The sequence below is a fragment of the Arthrobacter echini genome (assembly GCF_004803505.1).
In the GTDB taxonomy this organism is placed as follows: Bacteria; Actinomycetota; Actinomycetes; order Actinomycetales; family Micrococcaceae; genus Arthrobacter_D; species Arthrobacter_D echini.
In genome coordinates this window covers 18144-36876 of record NZ_SSWH01000010.1, presented here as the reverse complement: position 1 = coordinate 36876, position 18733 = coordinate 18144, and the positions used below count along the sequence as shown (strand labels likewise).

General features: G+C 63.6%; 13 protein-coding genes and 4 pseudogenes. 10 read left to right on the top strand and 7 right to left on the bottom strand.

The features are described 5' to 3' along the window. The first annotated feature begins 119 nt into the window (after nucleotides 1-119). The 6 genes and pseudogenes from E8P82_RS11550 to E8P82_RS15515 all read left to right on the top strand — a co-directional run. On the top strand, nucleotides 120-971 hold the full coding sequence (locus tag E8P82_RS11550; RefSeq protein WP_136455044.1) for a YcnI family copper-binding membrane protein: 852 nt from the start codon (nucleotides 120-122) through the stop codon (nucleotides 969-971). Between the two features lie 69 nt (nucleotides 972-1040). Beyond that, on the top strand, nucleotides 1041-1667 hold the full coding sequence (locus E8P82_RS11545; RefSeq protein ID WP_136455042.1) for a copper resistance CopC family protein: 627 nt from the start codon (nucleotides 1041-1043) through the stop codon (nucleotides 1665-1667). Between the two features lie 143 nt (nucleotides 1668-1810). Then, a complete protein-coding gene (locus E8P82_RS11540; RefSeq protein ID WP_136455040.1) occupies nucleotides 1811-2581 on the top strand; it encodes a hypothetical protein in 771 nt (256 codons plus the stop codon). 46 nt (nucleotides 2582-2627) lie between these two features. Beyond that, nucleotides 2628-3047 carry an ArsR/SmtB family transcription factor gene (locus E8P82_RS11535; RefSeq protein ID WP_136455039.1) on the top strand — a complete coding sequence of 140 codons (420 nt, stop codon included), beginning with the start codon at nucleotides 2628-2630 and terminating at the stop codon, nucleotides 3045-3047. A 107-nt stretch (nucleotides 3048-3154) separates the two neighbouring features. Continuing rightward, on the top strand, nucleotides 3155-4033 hold the full coding sequence (locus E8P82_RS11530; RefSeq protein WP_262364486.1) for a cation diffusion facilitator family transporter: 879 nt from the start codon (nucleotides 3155-3157) through the stop codon (nucleotides 4031-4033). 237 nt (nucleotides 4034-4270) lie between these two features. Then, nucleotides 4271-4579 (top strand): annotated as a pseudogene (locus E8P82_RS15515) (transposase); the annotation flags it as partial. Between the two features lie 506 nt (nucleotides 4580-5085). Here E8P82_RS15515 and E8P82_RS11520 read toward each other — a convergent pair. The 5 genes and pseudogenes from E8P82_RS11520 to E8P82_RS11500 all read right to left on the bottom strand — a co-directional run. Next, nucleotides 5086-6394 (bottom strand): annotated as a pseudogene (locus tag E8P82_RS11520) (IS256 family transposase). Nucleotides 6395-6484: 90 nt separating this feature from the next. Continuing rightward, nucleotides 6485-9814, bottom strand: a complete 3330-nt coding sequence (cydD, locus tag E8P82_RS11515; protein ID WP_246021297.1) for a thiol reductant ABC exporter subunit CydD — start codon at nucleotides 9812-9814, stop codon at nucleotides 6485-6487. Next, nucleotides 9811-10830: a cytochrome d ubiquinol oxidase subunit II gene (gene cydB, locus E8P82_RS11510; protein WP_136455036.1), complete on the bottom strand. Its 1020-nt coding sequence runs from the start codon at nucleotides 10828-10830 to the stop codon at nucleotides 9811-9813. The genes cydD and cydB overlap by 4 nt, the downstream gene beginning before the upstream one ends. A 53-nt stretch (nucleotides 10831-10883) precedes the next feature. Beyond that, the gene (locus E8P82_RS11505; RefSeq protein ID WP_136455139.1) at nucleotides 10884-12467 is read right to left on the bottom strand and encodes a cytochrome ubiquinol oxidase subunit I; all 1584 of its coding nucleotides are present in this window, start codon (nucleotides 12465-12467) and stop codon (nucleotides 10884-10886) included. Nucleotides 12468-12716: 249 nt separating this feature from the next. Continuing rightward, nucleotides 12717-13084, bottom strand: a pseudogene (locus tag E8P82_RS11500) (IS1634 family transposase); the annotation flags it as partial. Nucleotides 13085-13221: 137 nt separating this feature from the next. On the opposite strand from E8P82_RS11500, the gene istA reads away from it, so the two are divergent. Genes istA through E8P82_RS11485 form a run of 3 tightly spaced genes read left to right on the top strand, consistent with a single transcriptional unit; the run spans nucleotide 13222 to nucleotide 15832 of the window. Further along, nucleotides 13222-14772 (top strand): IS21 family transposase, encoded by a 1551-nt coding sequence (gene istA / locus E8P82_RS11495; protein WP_262364477.1) that lies wholly within the window; start codon nucleotides 13222-13224, stop codon nucleotides 14770-14772. Then, nucleotides 14769-15554: an IS21-like element helper ATPase IstB gene (gene istB, locus E8P82_RS11490; RefSeq protein WP_136455032.1), complete on the top strand. Its 786-nt coding sequence runs from the start codon at nucleotides 14769-14771 to the stop codon at nucleotides 15552-15554. Before istA ends, istB begins: the two co-directional genes overlap by 4 nt. Further along, a complete protein-coding gene (locus E8P82_RS11485) occupies nucleotides 15551-15832 on the top strand; it encodes a hypothetical protein (RefSeq protein ID WP_136455031.1) in 282 nt (93 codons plus the stop codon). Before istB ends, E8P82_RS11485 begins: the two co-directional genes overlap by 4 nt. Nucleotides 15833-15939: 107 nt before the next feature. Here the strand turns inward: E8P82_RS11485 and E8P82_RS15510 are convergent. Continuing rightward, nucleotides 15940-16369, bottom strand: a pseudogene (locus E8P82_RS15510) (IS1634 family transposase); the annotation flags it as partial. Between the two features lie 755 nt (nucleotides 16370-17124). Here E8P82_RS15510 and E8P82_RS15180 point away from each other — a divergent pair. Continuing rightward, nucleotides 17125-17598: a DsbA family protein gene (locus tag E8P82_RS15180; RefSeq protein WP_187393387.1), complete on the top strand. Its 474-nt coding sequence runs from the start codon at nucleotides 17125-17127 to the stop codon at nucleotides 17596-17598. Nucleotides 17599-17692: 94 nt separating this feature from the next. On the opposite strand, the gene E8P82_RS11470 is transcribed toward E8P82_RS15180, so the two are convergent. Further along, nucleotides 17693-18670 carry a cytochrome c oxidase assembly protein gene (locus E8P82_RS11470; RefSeq protein WP_136455028.1) on the bottom strand — a complete coding sequence of 326 codons (978 nt, stop codon included), beginning with the start codon at nucleotides 18668-18670 and terminating at the stop codon, nucleotides 17693-17695. Nucleotides 18671-18733 lie beyond the last annotated feature (63 nt).

The following is an 18733-nucleotide window of genomic DNA, read 5'->3' as shown; positions in this document are numbered from 1 at the left end:
CTCGGCTGATCGTTCGCGCATACACGTGATCGGTCGGTTGCCTGCGCAACCCCTTCAACCATCACTGCTCAGCGCCCGCGACCCGACCTGTCGCAGAGGCCCACGAAAGGCACACCACCATGCACGCTTCACGCACCACCCCCTTGCCCACCGGCCCGTCCTCCAACGATGCTGCTTTTACCGGCACTGGCACCGCGCACTGGACGGGGCCTGCTAGCCGTCCGGCCCGCAGGACTCTGCGCGGTATCTCCGCACTCGCTGCGACGTCGGGCCTGCTGCTCGCTGGCGCCGGCGCCGCTTCCGCCCACGTAAGCGTCGACCCGGCGTCGACGACGGAAGGCGGCTACTCGCAGTTGACGTTCAGCGTCCCCAGCGAGTCGACCGACACCACCACGAACAAAATCGAGGTCGCACTTCCCACCGAAACACCCTTCACCTCCGTGCGTGTGAAGCCCGTCGAGGGGTGGACCTCCGAGGTGATTCGGGGTGACCTGCCCGAGTCGATCGAGGTTGACGGGGCGACACTGACCGAAGCGCCGTTGACCGTGATCTGGACGGCCGACGACGAGGAGCACCAGCTCACCGCCCAGCAGTACCAGACGTTCTCGCTCTCCGTAGGAACACTGCCGGAGGCCGGCACCACGGTCGAGCTCCCCGTCACCCAGTCCTACGCAGATGGGACCGTACGCGCCTGGGACGAACCGGCCATCGAAGGCGAGGAGGAACCAGAGAACCCGGCGCCCTCCTTCATCACGACTGCGTCCGAGGGCACAGACTCCCACGGTGCGGCCAGCGCCGAAGCCACCGACGAAGCGGCGGCAGGCACCAGCGAGCTCGAGCCTGAACAGGCAGCCACGACGACCGACGCCTCGGGCACCGTCCTCGGTTGGATCGGACTAAGCGCCGGCGTCCTGGGACTCCTGGTCGGCGCCCTGGCCCTTGCCCGTACCCGCGGTCAGCGCCAGAACTAACGACGCACAAGAACAGGGTGGGTGCCGCGAGAACGGCAGCCACCCTGATCCTGCACGGAAGGAACAGTCATGACACCACGACCACGTACCACCGCCCCTGCCCCTCGACCGGGATTCTTCGCACGGATGGCAGCTCTCGTCCTGGCCTCTACCCTGCTGCTGCTGGGGCCGGTCAGCGCAGCGAAGGCGCACGATGGGCTCGCCACCAGCTCCCCCGCGGCCGACTCGACCGTCGAGGTGGCGCCCGCTGAAGTGGTCCTCACCTTCACCAATCCGCCCTCTGGTATCGGAGTAGACATCATCGTCTCTGATAGCTCCGGCAACAACTGGTCAGAAGGTTCCGCTCGGGTGGTGAACAACACGGCGATTCAACCCCTGAGAGCAGGTGCGCCAGCTGACACCTACACCGTGCGATGGCGGGTGGTGTCCTCCGATGACCACCCCATCGAAGGGACCTACTCCTTTACAAGCAATGCCGCTCAAACCGGATCCAGTGGCAGTGTCGAATCACCTACAGGTGAACCAAGTACCCCAGGCGCAGCGACCGAAGATGTTCTTTCCTCGTCACCACAGGCCGACGACCCTGCCGGTTCCTCCACCAGGTTGCCGGACTTCGTCATCTACCTGGCCATCGGCGGCGTCCTCATCGCTGTCATCCTGGCGCTACTCGCCCGACACCAGCTGAACAAACGCTAGGAAGCCCACTCAATTGATCTCTGGCGCCTGCCTCTCGCTTCGCCCCTTTACGGAAGCGCGAAGCCGGCGTCAGAGTCCCCTCCCCTGACGATCAGCGCGCAGCGCTCCCCCACCCGCATCACTGCCTGAAGGTCACTCACCCCGTGAACATTGAACTCCTCTTCTCCCACACCGACCCCGCAATGGCGGAGCTCCAACAACGGACCGAACGGTCTCTGACAGATTTGGCGCCCTACGCCAATATCACCCTCGTGAAGATCGGCGCCCGGCAGACCCCGTCCAGGCCTGTGCCCCAGAACCTGCCCGCACTCGTCATCGAAGACACCATCGTTCCGGCAGATCCTCCACAGGCGTTTCCTCCCAAAGGTCTAGCCGTTGGGAGCTCATCGAAACAAAACACCCCCACCTCCGCACATCCACTACCGAGTCAGCACCAGATCACCGCGCATCTTACCCAGGCGCTGCTCACTGCCGGTCCGAGGGCTATAAGGCTGCCTTTGGTCCACCGCCGGATCGTGGGCATCGCACTGCTGCTGATGCTCACCGGCGCACTGTCCTCCCCCTTCCTTGCGCTCGGCCCAGTGCTCACGTTCATTGGCCTGCTTATGCTGCCCATCGGGCTGGCGAGCAATGGAACGCGGTCCCGCCGGCAGCCACTGATGCTCACCGCCGCCGCAGCAGCGTTCGCCAGCGCCGTTCTCCTCCTGTGGTACTTCGGACCACTGCTCCTTAGCGACATGAACTCCGCGACTTCTCCCGCTCCCACCCTTTTCAATGCCGCATTGGCATGCTTGGGCATCGACTGGGCGGCCGCCCTCACCGCGCTTCTGGCCCGCCGGCGCTTGCGACGAAAGCTCAAGGACCGACTGCTACAACAGATCGCCGACCCAGCTCGGGCGAAACCTGCAGGATAACGGAACCTAGTTTGTTATCATCGTCGCTTAACGATATAAACGTTATATGGCGATCAATTATGAGCTGCACCAACACGAGGATGTAGCCCGCATCTTCCGGGCCCTGTCAGAGCCTTCCCGGCTGACACTGATCCACTGCCTAGCCGACGGCCCGCATCGGGTCGGTGAGCTTTCGGCGCATCTCGGTCTATCTCAATCGACCGTTTCGGCACATCTGGCACTGCTCAAAGTCGCGGGGTTGGTCGCGGCGACTCCCGACGGGCGAGCAACCCTGTACCGGCTGGCCCACCCCGGCCTCGATGATCTCCTGCACGCCGGTGAACGCCTCGTCACCCCGGGAGAGCAGGACCCCGCCCACCAGGGTCACCACAACGACACCCCGCTGACACCTATCGGGGATACGGGGTCCATGGGGCGCCGTTCGACAGGAGAAGCCGCTCTCAAGGGTCCTGTGGTGTCGGCGTGAGCGCCGGACATGGCAGTCAGTCCGGCCATGCCGGTGACGACGATGACCGGGGTGTTGCTGGCAGCGGCGGTAAGAGTGCCGGCGGCGGGCATGGACACTCCCATGGCCTGACAGCGGGAGGCGCCCATCGGGGCCGGCTCGTAGCTGCCTTGGCCATCACTCTTTCGGTCATGCTGATCGAGGTGATCGGCGCCGTGGTGTCCGGGTCCCTGGCCCTGTTAGCTGACGCCGGTCACATGCTCAGCGACTCCTTCGGCCTCGCTATCGCCATCTTCGCCACCTGGCTATCGGCGCGTCCGGCAACGGAACGCCGCACCTTCGGGTGGAAGAGGGTGGAGGTCCTCGCCGCCCTCCTCAACGGCCTCGTCGTCGGTGTCATCGGCGTCCTGATGCTGGTCGAAGGAACGAAGCGCTTCCTTGCACCGGTTGAGGTCGAAGCCCCCATCATGCTGATCGCGGCGGCTCTGGGGCTGATCGCGAACTTCGTTGCCCTGCGGCTGCTCATGGGCGGGCAGAAGGAAAGCCTCAACGTCCGTGGCGCGTACCTCGAGGTCCTGGGCGACATGCTCGGATCGATTGCTGTGATCGTCGCAGCACTCGTCATCCAGTTCACCGGGTTCGCACGCGCCGACGGCCTGGCAAGCATCGCTATCGGAATCCTGATCCTCCCCCGCGCTTACAGCCTCCTCAAGGCGGTCGTTCTGGTGCTCCTGGAGTCGACGCCGGAGGAAACCGATCTCGCCGAGGTACGCCGCCATATGGAGGAAGTACCCGGGGTCGTCCTCGTGGACGACCTGCACGCCTGGACGATCACCTCGGGCCTGCCGGCACTGACCGCGCACGTACAGCTCGACACTGATGCCTTCTCCAGCGGCCGCGCCGAAAAAATCCTCGCCGAGCTCAACTCCTGTATCAGCGAGCATTTCGACATCCGACACTCCACCCTGCAACTCGAGCCAGCCACAGGCCGCCACGACCACTGCTAAGCGCAGGACAGGCAGCGGTCTTGTTCAGCAGGCGACCGCATCTAAGGGCCGTCGGACCCAGATCCGTTGCGCATCCGAGATACTCAGGCGCAGCGCAGGATGGGTGCCGAACGGTTCGGCAGAAACGGACAGGTCCTGATCGCTCCGTTCGGTACTGTAAGAAAAACGGTGTGTGAGCGTCCGGTCCGATCCGAAAGGAGGACGGCCGTGACTGACACGACCGAGGTAACAGAGGCGATGATTGATTCTGTGACCGGGAAGATCATTGATCAGAAACAACTCGCCGAGCGACAGCTCGTCCAGGACAGGGAACGGGTTGTGAGCCTGCTCGGCCCCGGTGGGCTGCTGAACCAGCTGACGAAGAATGTGCTGGGGACAGCGCTCGAGGCGGAACCGACGGAGCACCTGGGCTATGAGCATGTTGAGGTGCCGATCGCGGAGAACGTGCGTAACGGCACGAGACCGAAGACCGCGCTCACCGAGATCGGCCCCGTGGGGATCGAGGTGCTCCGAGACCGTGAGGGGTCCTTCGAACCGGTCATCGTGATGATGCCTTTCGAGTGTGATGTGAGAGTGTCCTCGAAGGATCACGCGGTGACCGCTTTCATGTCCACCACCACGACGAACCCAGCAACCGCTACACCACTATGCGGGACGCAACTCGTGCGCCTCCACGTCTGCCCGAGGACTCGTGCGTACGCAGCCAAGCGCAGGAGCGAAGGCAAATCACCCAAAGACATCCTGCGGTGCCTCAAACGAGCAATCGCCCGAGAGATCTACCACCTGCTCACAACCCCTCCTGCATACATCGACCCCGCCCAGCTGCGCCAGTTGCGGCTCCAATCCGGTTACACACTCACCCAAGCCGCAGACACCATGGGATGCAGCATCGCCAAGCGCTCCTGCGCCGAGAGAAGCCTCCTCAACGATCGCGAGTTCCTAAGCGTCTACCGGGCCCTCCTCGAACAGCAGGCAACGGTTCAATCCGCCGCTTGACGAATATAGGAGCATCCCTGGGTCTGTAACGTTTTCGGTGTTTCCGGCATTTTTGGTTAGTAGGTTTCGGCTGCTGGCCAGCGGTCGGCGAAGGTGATCGCGAACGCGTTCAAGGCCGGCTTCCACCGCACTGTCCAGCGTGTCCTGCCCGCACCTGTCGGGTCAAGGGACCGGGTCACCAGGTAGAGGCACTTGAGCGCGGCGGCCTCGGTTGGAAAGTGTCCCCTGGCTCTCACGGCCCACCGGTAGCGCGCGTTGAGGGACTCGATCGCGTTCGTGGAGCAGATCACGGTACGGATCTCAACGTCGTAGGAGAGGAAGGGTGTGAACTCTTCCCACGCGTTCTCCCACAACCGGATGATCGCCCCGTACTGCCGGCCCCATTTCTCCTTGAGCTCCTCCAGTGCCATTTCTGCTGCGGCCGCGTTCGGGGCCGTGTAGATCGGGCGGACGTCTTTCTTGAGGGCGTCCCAGTCCTTCTTCGACGCGAGCCGGAACGTGTTGCGGATCAGATGGATGATGCAGGTTTGAACGGTGGTGAGGGGCCACACGTTCGACACGACTTCCGGCAGACCTTTGAGGCCATCGCAGACGAGGAAGAACGTGTCCTGAACACCGCGGTTTTTGATGTCAGTCAGGACGCCCATCCAGAACTTCGCCCCCTCACCACCGGTCCCAGCCCACAAGCCCAGCACGTCCTTCTCGCCCTCCAGGGAGACCCCGATCGCGGCATAGATGGGTCGATTCGCGACCTGACCGTCGCGGATCTTGACCACGATCGATGGGGGCACCTCCCACGAAGTGGGGGACGATGAAGATCGCCGCGTAGACGCTATCGAGAGGACGATTCGCCCAGCTCGCCATCTCCTCGGATACCTTGTCGGTGATCCTCGAGATCGTCTCCTTTGAGACCTGCGCTCCATAGATCTGCGCGAAGTGCGCACTGATCTCCCCGGTCGTCAGCCCGTGGGCATAGAGGGACAGGACCATCTCATCGACGCCGGTGAGGCGGCGTTGATGCTTCTTCACGATAACCGGCTCAAACGTCCCATCCCGGTCCCTCGGAACGTCAATCTCGACATGCCCCGTCGCCTCGGTCAGGACCGTTTTCGACCGGGACCCGTTCCGGACATTCGAGGTCCCACGATCGGGTTCAGCGTGGTGTTTCTCATGACCGACATGCTCGGTCATTTCCTCGTTCAGCGCCGTCTCGAGGACCGTTTTCGTGAACTGCTTTAACAGCCCATCGGGACCGGTCAGGGACAGGCCCCGCTCGGCCGCCATCCGGACCAGTTCCTTAGCAGCTAGCTCCTCCGCAGAGAGCTCCGGCTTGTTTCTCTTCACAGCATCCAGTGTCGTCATCACGGCACCTTCCCCGCCAGACTCACGCCCGACGTGTCAGGCCAGAAACACCGAATTCAGGACAGTCCCCCATCCCTCGTTCGTGAAGAGCCGTCAAAGTTCCAGTTGGAAATCGCACACGGTGGCATCATCGGGGTTGTGGGTCACCACCACTACCAGTTTGCTGGTTAGGCCGTGGCGCAGATCGGTGAGCAGTTGTTGTGCGGCCACTCGGTCAAGGTGGGCGGTTGGCTCGTCAAGGAGTACGACGTCGGCCTCTGTGAGCAGTGCTCGGGCCACAGCGAGCCGCTGGCGCTGGCCTCCGGAGAGCCGGGTTCCGCCGGGCCCGATTTTTGTTTCCAGGCCATCAGGGAGCGCTCGGACAAAGTTTCCGAGGCCTGCCCGCTCCAGCGCGAGGTGGAGTTCGTAGTCCTTCGGTGGATCTTCCGCACTGCGGGCCAGGACCAGATTGGCACGGATGCTGGACTGGAATAGGTGCGCCTCCTGCGGGCACCATGCGATCCGTGGAGCTACGCCGGTTTCTGCCGGTTGGCCGTTGATGAGGTAGTTCCCATGCACGAGAGGCAGGAAGCCGAGCAGGACACCGAGCAGGGTGGATTTTCCACTGCCGGAGGGCCCGGTCACGGCCAGCCATTCTCCACGTCTGAGCTGTAGCGAGAGCGAGGAAAACACCGTGGAGCTTTGTCCCGGATAGCTGTAACTGGCGTCGCGGAGCTCTATGGTCTCGACCGGTGTCGAAGATGGTGCCTCTTCCGAGTGGAGACCGGGGGTGCCCAGTTCCGGTAGTACCCGATCCCCGAGAGCTCTCCAGGCCGAGAACTGCTGCACGGCTGTATTGACGGCGGTAAATGGCTCAATCAGGGCCAGCTGCAGAAGGATGACGACGGCGGCCACAGCGGGACGCACCCCGTCAGCGGAAGCGAGCATCACGAGGGCGCCCAGCGAGCATGCCAGAGCGGTCAGTGCGTTGGCCAGTCCTTGTGCCCACGCACTGCGCTGCAATCTGGCGGTCATGGCTTCGTCGAGCCGGCCGACGTCGGCACGGACGGCCTCTGCTGCCCTATTGGCGGTCAGGTCCCGAGCCGCCGTCAACATCCGCGACGTAGCGTTCAACATTCGCGCTTTCAAGCCCACGCTGCTGCGCCGGGCCGTCCTATCGGCGGCCAGGGCAAGCCCGGGGGCCGCCACCAGGCACACCGCAGCCACCGCCAGTTGCCAAAGGAATCCTGCAGGAAGCAACAGCGCCGTGGTGACTAAAGCTGCAATAGCGGTCAGGATGCCAACCAGCGGGGCAAATACGGCCCGTGGAGCGAGGTCGCGCAGTTCATCGACGTCACCCACCAACTTCTCCAGCACCCCGCCGCCGCGGGCCAGCCTCCGCCAGGCGGCCGGACGCTGCAGCAGCCCATTCCACAGCCTCAAGCGCAATGCGTTGGTGCTTTCAAAGACGGCCTCGTGCAGGCGCAGCCGCTCACAGTAGCGCAGCACCGAGCGGCCAACACCGAAGAAGCGCACCCCCACAATCGCGGTCAACAGGTACAGAATCGGAATCTGCTCAGCAGCCCGCACAATCAGCCAACCCGACAGTGCGGTCAATGCCGCAGCGAACAGGGCGGCACCGGTGCCTAGGAACAATGCGGCCATGAACCGCGTGCTCCACGGCCGCAACATGGCCACGTTCCGCCCCAAAGACTGCCGGACGGACGGCTCTCCCTTGTCCCCTGGAGACATCGGTTGCCCGGCATCGCCGGGTCCAGGGTCCCCGGTGGCGGCAATCGTTCCGCTGTGCGCTGGCGCGGCTGTCAGTAACATATTGTCCGATGCATCAACGGAGCGTCCGTTGGCCTTAATGACCTGGTCGGCCAGGGCCGCAGTTTCGGGATTATGGGCCACGAGCACCACCGTGACGCGCCCGCGCAGTCGCGAGAGCGCTGCTTCAATGGCGCGGGCACTGAAGTCATCCAGGTGCGTGGTCGGCTCGTCGGCCAGGAGCAGTGTCACCTCCGTGTTTTCAATTCTGGCCAGCGCCCTGGCCACGGCAACACGGCGCAGCTCGCCGGGACTAAGCTCTCCACTGTTCGCATCGAGCAGATGGGCCGATTCCACCTGTGCCAGCGCCCGCCGGGCAGCGTCCCGGCGCTCGGCGCCACTCCCCAATCCCGAGTAAAGTCCAATCTCTTCGGCCACCGTTTCGGCAGTAAGAACAGGATGCTGGGGAATCCAGGCGATCGTGCTCGAATCGATCCCGGTGATGGTGCCGCGGGCGCGGGTGGCCGATCCATGGCCCCGGAGCCCGGCCAGTACTTCTAGCACTGAGGTTTTACCGCTGCCGCTCGGCCCGGACAGGGCGGCAATTGTTCCCGCCGCGACGGTAAAGTCCAGATTCTCCACGACGTCGCCGTCGCGACCCTCATAACCGATTGTTAATCCGCGGACGGCCATCGTCCGTCTCTGCTCTGTCCGGCCTTCATCGGCCAGCAGTCTGCGCACCGGGGGCGCGCTGGTCACCTGGCGGGCCCGTTCCAGCGCATCCAGGCCGTCTTCACTGGCGTGGTGGGCCGCTCCCAGATCGCGCAGCGGCTGGTAGCACTCCGGTGCCAGGATCAACGCCAGCAGTCCGAGTTCCAGGCTCATGTCACCGTTGAGCAGCCGGATGCCGATGAACACTGCCACGACAGCAATCGAAATGGTGGCGATCAATTCCAACGCCAGTGAGGATAAGAACGCCACTTTCAGTGTCTCCATGGTGCGGGAACGGTACTGTTCCGCGACGTCGCGCAGCGCTCGGGTCTGGGCGCTGGCCCGGCCCAGCCCCACCAGCACCGGCAGCCCGCGGGCCAGCTCGAGCAGATGGTCGGACAGCCGGTTCAACGACGCCGATGCCTGCCGCGCCTTGTCCTGGGTATGGAGCCCGATGAGGATCATGAACACCGGCACCAGCGGCACGGTCAGCACGATAATCAATGCCGTGATCCAATCCGCGGCCAGGATGCGAACACCAACCAGCAACGGAACGACAGCGCAGGACACCAGCGCCGGAAGGTATTTCGAGTAGTAATTATCCAGCCCGTCCAGCCCCCGGGTGACCAGCACGCTCAAGGCACCGGTACCGTGACCGGCCGCCGTGCCGCCGTCGTCCATGACCCGGGTAACGACAGAACCGCGCAGTTCCTCCTTCACTCCAGCCGCTGCCCGTTGCGCAACAGATTCCTGGCCCCAGATGGCCACCGAGCGAAGGACCGCCCCTCCGACACCTTCAACCAGTAGCGACGGCCAGTCCAGCTGCCCGGCAGCCAGCGACGCGATCCCGGATGCGACGGCCTGGGCTATCAGGACAAGTCCGACGGCCTTACCGGCGACGAGCAGGCCGAGGAGATACAGGGCGCGCTTGCTGGCCATGCTGACCGGCAGGGCGGGTTTCACTGGATGGTCACCGAGTGGGCCTGGGGAATCCGATCACCGCGCACGCGCTGGCGGAAAACCCAATAGGTCCAGCCCTGATAAAGAAGTACTGCCGGCAGGCCGATCAACCCGACCACGCTCATCACCGAAAGCGTGTAATCCGACGAGGATGCGTTTGCTGCGGTCAGGTTGAACGCGGGGTCCAGCGTCGAGGGCAACACCACCGGAAAAATGGAAGTGAAGATGGTGGTGGTGCCCGCAGTGAGGAAAACGGCCATCCCAAGGAAGCTCAGCCCGTCCCGTTCCCGGGCGGCCATCACCCACGCAAAAATAGCACCCGCGACCGCAATTGCCAGGGTCAGCCAGGTGAGCGGCTTGCCACCGCTCAGGTGCACTGTGATGGCCCAGCCCCCCATGGGCAACAGCCCCACCGGTAGGTACTGCAGCAGCAGCCCTCGGTAACGGGCACGGATGTCACCGTCGGTCTTGAGCACCAAAAACGCCGAGGCGTGAATGAGGCAGAACAGTACGACGGCGGAGCCGCCCAGCAACGCGTAGCCGTTCAGCCAGGCAAAGGCACCGCCTTCCCGGTCGCCGTTGGCGTTGATCGGCAGGCCGGTCGTGGTCAGCGCGAGGGTAGCACCGACGCCGAAAGCGGAGACGAAGGACCCCAGCGCGATGGCCCAATCCCAACGATTCCGCCAGGAATCAGAGTCCACCTTCCCGCGATACTCGAACGCGACGGCCCGGAATATCAGCCCGACCAACACCAGCAGCAGGGGCAGGTACAACGTGGAGAACAGGGACGCGTACCAGAGCGGAAAGGCCGCGAACGTCGCGGCCCCGGCAGTGATTAGCCACACCTCGTTACCGTCCCACACGGGTCCGACAGTGTTGAGCAGTACCCGCCGTTCCTGATTGCTCCGGGCTGTCAACTTCATCAGCATGCCGACGCCGAGGTCGAAACCTTCCAGCATCAGGTAGCCGGTCCATAGGTAGGCAATAATCACAAACCACAGCGTGGGCAGGAATTCCAACTCAGTTCTCCCGGTGTTCGAGGTGCGTAGCGGTCGCTGCGGGTGTTCTCATCTCAGTAGGCGAAGGCCAGCACATCGCCCTCATCCTTCCCGTCGGAAGCACCGTCGTCGTCCCTGCCGTTGTGGTTATGCAGCAGTTCGGGCATGGCCGAGGGCACCCCGCCGCGGACATAGGTGAACAGCATCCTGACCTCTACCACCAGCAGGATTCCGTAGATGGCGGTGAAAGTGATCAGCGATGCCGCCAGTTCGCCCACCGAGACGCCCGGAGACACCGCGGCGGCCGTGAACATGAAAACGTTGTCGATGCCGTTCGGATCCGGGTTCGGAGCGACCACGAAGGGCTGGCGGCCCATTTCCGTGAAGATCCAGCCGGCGGCGTTCGCGCCGAACGGAGCCAGGATGCCGAAGACGGCCAGGCGCATCAGCCACTTCGACTCCGGCACCGCTCCCTTGCGCACGATCAACAATGCGACGGCGGCGGCGCAGGCAGCCAGTACACCGAAGGTAATCATGATCCGGAAACCCCAATAGGTGACCTCCATGACCGGAACGTAGTCAATCTCGCTGCCGGCACGTTCGCCGTAGATCGGATCATCGGGCAGGTTGGTGCCGAACTTTTCCTGATACTCGGGAAGCAGAGAATTGACGCCCTTGACCTCGGTGTTGAAGTCACCGTTGGCCATGAACGAGAGCATGCCGGGAACCTCGACGACGGCGACGATGTCATCGCAGTCCTGGGAGCCCGGATTACCCAGCGACAGGACGGAGAATCCGGTGCCGTCGTGGCAGGCAGCTTCCGCGGCGGCCATCTTCATCGGCTGCTGTTCGAACATCAGCTTGGCCTGCAGATCACCGGTGACAGCCACACCGGCGAAGGAAAAGATGGCAATGACAGCGCCGATTCGTAGCGACTGGAGCCAGACCTGATAGTCCGTCCTGTCCCGGCCGGTACTTTCGACGTCGCCCACAAGGACCTTGCCGTCGGCTTCAACCGTGTCGATCCCATCACGACGGCGTTTCCACAAGTGGTACCAACTGATGCCGAGCAGGAAACCGCCCGAGACTGAGAAAGCGCCGAAAATAGTGTGTGGAAAGGCCACCAGCAGGGTGTTGTTCGTCAGCACGGCCCAAATATCAACCAGAACCGGGCGTCCCTCAATCATCTCAACGCCAACCGGATGCTGCATCCACGAATTGGCGGCAAGGATGAAATACGCCGACATGATGGACGCGCTGCTAGCGGCCCAGATCGTCGCCAGGTGGAGCTTCTTCGGCAACCGATCCCAACCGAAAATCCACAGACCCAAGAAAATCGACTCCACGAAGAACGCAAGGAGCGACTCCATCGCCAGCGGTGCTCCAAAAACATCGCCGACGAAACGGGAATACTCACTCCAGGCCATGCCGAACTGAAACTCCTGAACCAGGCCCGTCGCGACACCCACGATGAAATTAATCAGAAACAGCTTGCCCCAAAACTTGGTCATTCGCAGATACTGCGCTTTTCCCGTGCGCACCCACATCGTCTGCATAATCGCTACCACCAGGCCAAGCCCGATCGTCAACGGCACCATCAGAAAGTGGTACACCGTGGTGATACCGAATTGCCAGCGGGCAAGTTCCAACGCTTCCATCAGCAGCCCCTCATCAAGCCGGCGCAGAAGAAAATACATGGTACTCAGGCCGGCATCTTGGTTTCTACGATGTGTAGAAGTTGTACTTCTACACATCGTAGAACAAAGCTTTGGCAACCCGATAATCAGCTCTTCGGACCTCAGGGGACAAGCAGCCACGGCATGAGCATGCGGAGAGCCGGATGCGCTAGAAGCCGCACGTCCAGTTCGGAGGGATGGCAGGGCGCTCCTGTCCCGACTCGTGCCGGTTTAGTGTGCCTGCCACGCGGTGTCGGTTGCGGTGAGGATCTCGCGGGCCGGGTTGGTGAGAGGGTCAGGGGCGGTCTGCTGGTGTCCGGCGATGCTCACAGTATCTGCTGCAGCGGCCGGAGTGTCTGGACGATCTTGCGGATACTCCTTCCGGTGACGTTTTGCAGGTGGCGGGATGACGTTAGGGCCGTGATGACCACGCACAGGTGGGCTTCGATGGTCTCGAGGGCGTGGTGGAACATCGGCCTGGCGCGTAGGCCGGTTTTGCTCACCCGGAAGGACGCTTCGACTTGCCGCGGCCAGTGGTAGGAGGCGATGACCTCACGCGCGGGCATCACCGTGACCGGCATGTTCGTGACGTACCCCTTCTGAGTGTGCCACTCTGAAGTGGCCCCACCTGGAGCGGTTTTGATGCTCTGATTTGGCCCCACCCTCGACCTACCAGCCCTACCGTTCGTGATGTCGACCAAGACGATCACGGAAGCGGTGGAGGCGATTGAAGGAGTTGTCGAGAGTGGAGCAGTTCGAGAGTATCCGGCGAGACCGGAGGGATGAAGACATGTCGATCCGGGCGTTGTCCGAGAAGTACAAGGTCCACCGGCGAACGGTGCGTCAGGCACTGGCCGATGCGACACCACCGCCGCGCAAGGTTCCCGACCGAGAGGCGCCGGTCCTGGGCGAGCACGTGGCCACGGTGCGCGGCTGGTTGGTCGCGGACGAGGAGGTCCACCGTAAGCAGCGTCATACCGCTCGTCGGGTGTGGCAGCGGCTGGTCGAGGAGGAAGGGGCGGAGGTGGCGGAGTCCAGCGTGCGGGCCCTGGTCGGTGAGTTGCGGCGGGAGATCTTCGATCAGTCGCTGCAGGTCAAGGTGCCCCAGGCCCATGGCCCGGCCGAGGAGGCCGAGGTCGATTTCGGGGAGTTCCAGGCCATGATCGGTGGGGTGGTGATGAAGTTGTGGATGTTCGTGCTGCGCCTGTCCCACTCGGGCAAGGCCGTCCATATCGCCTACGCGAATCAGGCTCAGGAATCCTTCCTCGATGGTCACGTGCAAGCATTCGAGCGTCTGGGCGGGATCCCGACTGGGATGATCCGGTATGACAACCTGACCGCGGCGGTGATTAGGGTGGTGCTGGGCCGTGAACGGATCGAGAATCCGCGATTCATCGCGTTGCGCTCGACCTACGGGTTCGATTCCTTCTTCTGTCTGCCGGGCCTGGAGGGCGCCCATGAGAAGGGTGGGGTCGAGGGCGAGGTGGGCCGGTTCCGGCGTCGTCACCTGGTCCCGGTCCCCGACTTCGCCGACCTCGCCGAGCTCAACTCGTATATGGCTCTCGCCGACGCGAAGGACGACGCGCGACGGATCACCGGGCGGATCGAGACCGTCGGTGCGGCGGCCGCGCGCGAGCTGCCCGGGCTGCGGGCGTTGCCGCAGGAGGTCTTCGACCCGGCAGCCTCGCTGTCCTGCCGGGTCGATGCCAGGGCGCGGGTCTGCGTGCGCCAGTCCTACTACTCGGTGCCAGCGCGTTTCGCCGGTCGGCGCTTGCGGGTCAAGCTCGGTGCCACCACCGTGGTCGCTGTGGCCGACGGGGTCGTGGTCGCTCGTCACGTCAGATCGATCCACAAGTTCAGTGAGGACCTGGTCCTGGACCACTATCTGGAGGTTCTGGCCCGTAAGCCCGGGGCGCTGGCCGGATCCACGGCGCTGGCCGCCGCCAGAGCCGGTGGCGGATTCACCGCGTCCCATCAACGCTTCTGGGACGCGGCCCGCAAGGACCTAGGCGACGGGGCAGGGACTCGAGCACTGGTGGGGGTGTTGCTGCTGCACCGCACCCAGCGGGCCGCGGGCATCATCGCGGCACTGGAGGGCGCGGTGGCTATGGGCCGCTACGACCCCGACCTGGTCGCCGTCGAGGCCCGCCGCCTGACCCAGGCCCAGGCTCCGGCCGCGGCGGCGGTGGCGCTTCCCGCCAGCGCTCCACCCGCCGCGCTCCTGGATGACCGTCCGGCGCCTTCGCTGGCCCTCTACGACACGCTCCTGGCCGGAGTGCGAGGATGAGCGCCCCGGCGCCGGCCGTCACGGCCATGAGCGAGGCCGCCGCTCAGGCAGCGATCACCGCGGCCTGCAAGACACTGTTCCTGCCCACGATCCGTACCCAGGCCACCGAGCTGGCCCAGGCCGCGGCCCGGGAACGGTTGACCCACACCGCCTACCTTGCCGAGGTCCTGGCCGTCGAGTGCGACGACCGTGAGAGTCGCCGCCGGGCCCGGCGAGTCAAGGAGGCCAAGTTCCCCCGCACCAAACGACTGGAGGACTTCGATACCACCGTCATGCCCGATCTGCCGCCGGCGACACTGGCTCACCTGGCCACCGGGACTTGGATCGATGCCGGTCAGCCCCTGGTCCTGCTCGGAGACTCCGGCACCGGCAAGAGTCACCTCCTGATCGGCCTGGGCACCGCTGCGGCCGAGCAAGGCCGACGAGTGCGCTACATCACCACCGCGGCCCTGGTCAACGAACTCACCGAAGCCGCTGACACCAACCAGCTCTCCCGCCTGATCGGACGCTACGCCCGCCTGGACCTGCTCTGCTTGGACGAGCTGGGCTACGTCAGCCTCGACGCGCGCGGGGCCGAGCTGCTGTTCCAGATCATCACCGAACGAGAGGAACGCGCCTCGATCGCCTGCGCGACCAACGCTCCCTTCTCCGAATGGGGTGCCACCTTCACCGACCCCCGCCTGGCCGCGGCCGTCGTGGACCGCCTGACGTTCAACGCCCACATCATCAACACCGGCACCGCCTCCTACCGACTACGCACCACCCAGGAGCAACGCTCATGAGACCCAACCCTCTCACCGACGAACACGCCCTGGCCGCGATCATCACCGCCGCCGAACAGCTGGCCCAGGACCGCGACTGGGACTACACCGACCTGACCTACATCCAGGCCATGTCCGGCCTCGCAGCCACCGCCGAAGCGATGATCACCACCACCATCGCCCAGATGGACCCCGACCAGCGCGACTGGAACCAGATCGCCGACGCCCTGGGCACCACCCCCGGGCAGGCGCGCCACGACCATCAGCCGCCACCCCTGGCGACCAACACCGACTTCTAGACCCCGGCCCACCAGGCCGGCACCAGGCCGCCGTCACCCGACGACGGCCAGCACGACCCCACCCGGGGGTGGGGCCAAATCAGACCATCACAGTGGGGCCAAATGGGGTTGTCATACTCACCCTTCAGCCCAACCAGACGCCGAGCACGCTCCAGCGCGGCATCGTCCACGCCAGTGGCGCCGTTGGCGGTCTTGACGAATCGTGGCTTCCTGGGGGCCTATTCGCCGGCAACGACGGCCTTGGCCTTGTCCTCCTGCGCTGTGAGCGTGCGGTGGTCACGTCAGGCTCGCTTGGCAAAGTAAGCCCACACCGCCCGCCACGATTGATCGTGCACCTGCCGGTCCCACACCGATTCGGCCCGCTTGCTCGCATCGTTGACGTCCTGTGCCGTGGGGATAGCCACTCGCGCGCGGTAGCGCGGTTATGGTGTCGATGACCTGCCCGTCACAGAAGGCATCGCCATGCCAGCGAAAGTGACCGTCCAGATCTTCTGGTACCTTGACCACGCGGGAGCCGACAATGAACCTTAACCCTGCCCAACAGGATCGCGCGGCGGATGGACGGCAAGTCCGACCGTTTGGGCGCTGAGCAGGTTGCACAAGCTGTCCTTGCCCAGACCTCAACTGCGATCCTGAAAGCGATGTCCGGCCCTATCGAGGTAATCCGGACGCTGCACGCCACTAGGACGAGTGCAGTCAAAGCCCGCACCGCAACGTTCAACACACTGTGGGGTGTGATGATCAGGTCGCCGTCGCCGCTCTGTGATGAGCTGGTGATACCACAATGACACCGAACACTCAGCCGCCGGTCTAGCTATGAACGTCGTGGCTCACCTCGCTGTGCTGCCCAGGTGAGACACGAAGGTGCGTGGAATGGTTCACGGTAGGATGTATTTGATATGCCGCGATGGCAGTATCTCGGGGCGAAACGTTCCGATCGACGACTCGTCGGGCACACGCGAACTTATAAACCTGTTCGATGTCGTCGGACGTGACAGGACTGGCACCTTTTCATGAACCCCTGGTTAGCAGCAATGATTCCCCTGGCTATCATCCTGATACTCGGTTCCATCGCCTTTCTCATCGGATTCAAAGGGTACCTGTCAAACAGTCCCGACGAGCCTGACCTCGACTCCGACCCGTCCCCTGCGACCTCAAGGGATTCTCCTGCTCCTCGGGCGGGTTCCACTACGAGTTCGACTGTCCATACAAGCCAGCAGGCCGCCTTGCGTGCCACCCTTGCTCCCAGCGACCGTCTGATCTCGCGTGCCTCCCACGAGCGGACCATCCTGGTGCAATTCATCGACCTATACACCCCCGGCACCATCTCTACCCAGGAATTTCTCTCCAACCTCCGAGCGGACTACTCCCGCCGCGTCACCTTCGTCGCGCGACACCTTCCCACGAACGATCAGGCATACCTAGGTGCAACCGCACTTGAGGCCGCCGACCGCCAGGGGTGTTTTCTTTCCTTCCTGGAAGCAATCACACTGGGTCCAGACGCCCAGGAATTGCCCCGGCTGCACAGCCACATCACCATGGATACCTATCTGGCTGTTGCCCACGAGCTAGGCCTCGACAGCGAACAGTTCGAAGCCGACATGCAGAGCTCCGAGGTGTTCGCCCTCATCGACTCCGACCGGATTGAAGCCACGCGCGTCGGCATTACCCGAGCCCCCGCCTTGATCCTCCTCGATGACCAGAACCGCAACACACTGACCTCGCTCGAAGACTTCCGCGAAGCTGTCCGACTCGTGACAAGTTAAATGGTGCCAGTACCGAGTTCTTCTCAAAAATCCCCGTATAGGACCTAGAACGGGGAACGGTGCACTATCTAGACTGATGCAGGCCAGAGGCTCCCTATCGTTGCCGATCATGGCGCTCGGAGCGTTGCCGGAGCTGCTCGAGGTAGGCGTTGTACGCGTCAAGCTCCGGCGTTCCCTCCCGATTGTGTCTCCGGTCGGCTGCCCGCGAAGTCAACGTATCGTCGCGCTGCCAGCGCACCATGATGATCAGCAGCATCAGCACCGACGGCAGTTCCCCGTACGACCAGGCTAAACCGCCGGCAATACCCTGATCAGTAATCGGATCAACATCCCACGCCACGGGCAACGTGCCGAAGAAGTCGACGACAGGGGTGGTCGCCATCATTAGGACCACACCGAAGAACGCGTGGAGCGGCATTTCGGCGAAGATGTCGAGGAGCCGGCCGAGGTGGGACTGCTTCACCGGCAGCGGATCGGTTGATAGCACAGGCACGGTGAAGAGCACCCCGGAAATCAGGAACAGCAGTTCCAAGGTGACATGCCCATACCAGGAGGGAAGCATAGCGTCAGCGATACCGCTGAGATAGACACCATAGAAGCTGACAAGGAACACCGGAATCATGAAGGCCGGATGAAGAACGATCCGGGCGGCCCTTGATCGCAGACCCGCATGGGCGAGCCTGAGGACCAAGCGCCCGAGTCCACGGTGAGGCGTTGCACGGAGCAACAGGGTGCCAGGCCGGCCGAGGACCAGCAGCGGAGGAACAGCCATCATGAGAGTCAGTTGCTGGAACATGAAGACGGAGAACATACGCAGCCCGTAGCCCTCAACTCCCGCACCCATCGTGATCATGATGATGATGCAGCCCAACAGAAAAACCGCTGTTCGCCATACAGACCATGATCGCCCCATCGACCACAGACGGATCGCGGCGGCCAGATAGAGCGCACCCAACACCACCGCGATCGCGGGGATAAGCGGAATCGGTTGCAAGGTTGGTGCCAAGTAGGTCGCCCACGATGGCGGGGCCTCCGGTATCCATACTGGCCCACTGACCCACTGATCATTCACTGCTGTACAACCATCCCAACATCACACTCTCTCCAATGTCTAGCTCACCAATTTTAAGAGACC

Excerpts from the sequence above, each read along its gene's own strand:
- istB (WP_136455032.1), top strand. The coding sequence starts at position 14,769 with ATGAGCGCCCCGGCGCCGGCCGTCACGGCCATGAGCGAGGCCGCCGCT.
- E8P82_RS11485 (WP_136455031.1), top strand. The coding sequence starts at position 15,551 with ATGAGACCCAACCCTCTCACCGACGAACACGCCCTGGCCGCGATCATC.
- E8P82_RS11550 (WP_136455044.1), top strand. The coding sequence starts at position 120 with ATGCACGCTTCACGCACCACCCCCTTGCCCACCGGCCCGTCCTCCAAC.
- E8P82_RS11535 (WP_136455039.1), top strand. The coding sequence starts at position 2,628 with ATGGCGATCAATTATGAGCTGCACCAACACGAGGATGTAGCCCGCATC.
- E8P82_RS11505 (WP_136455139.1), bottom strand. The coding sequence starts at position 12,467 with ATGGAAGCGTTGGAACTTGCCCGCTGGCAATTCGGTATCACCACGGTG.
- E8P82_RS11545 (WP_136455042.1), top strand. The coding sequence starts at position 1,041 with ATGACACCACGACCACGTACCACCGCCCCTGCCCCTCGACCGGGATTC.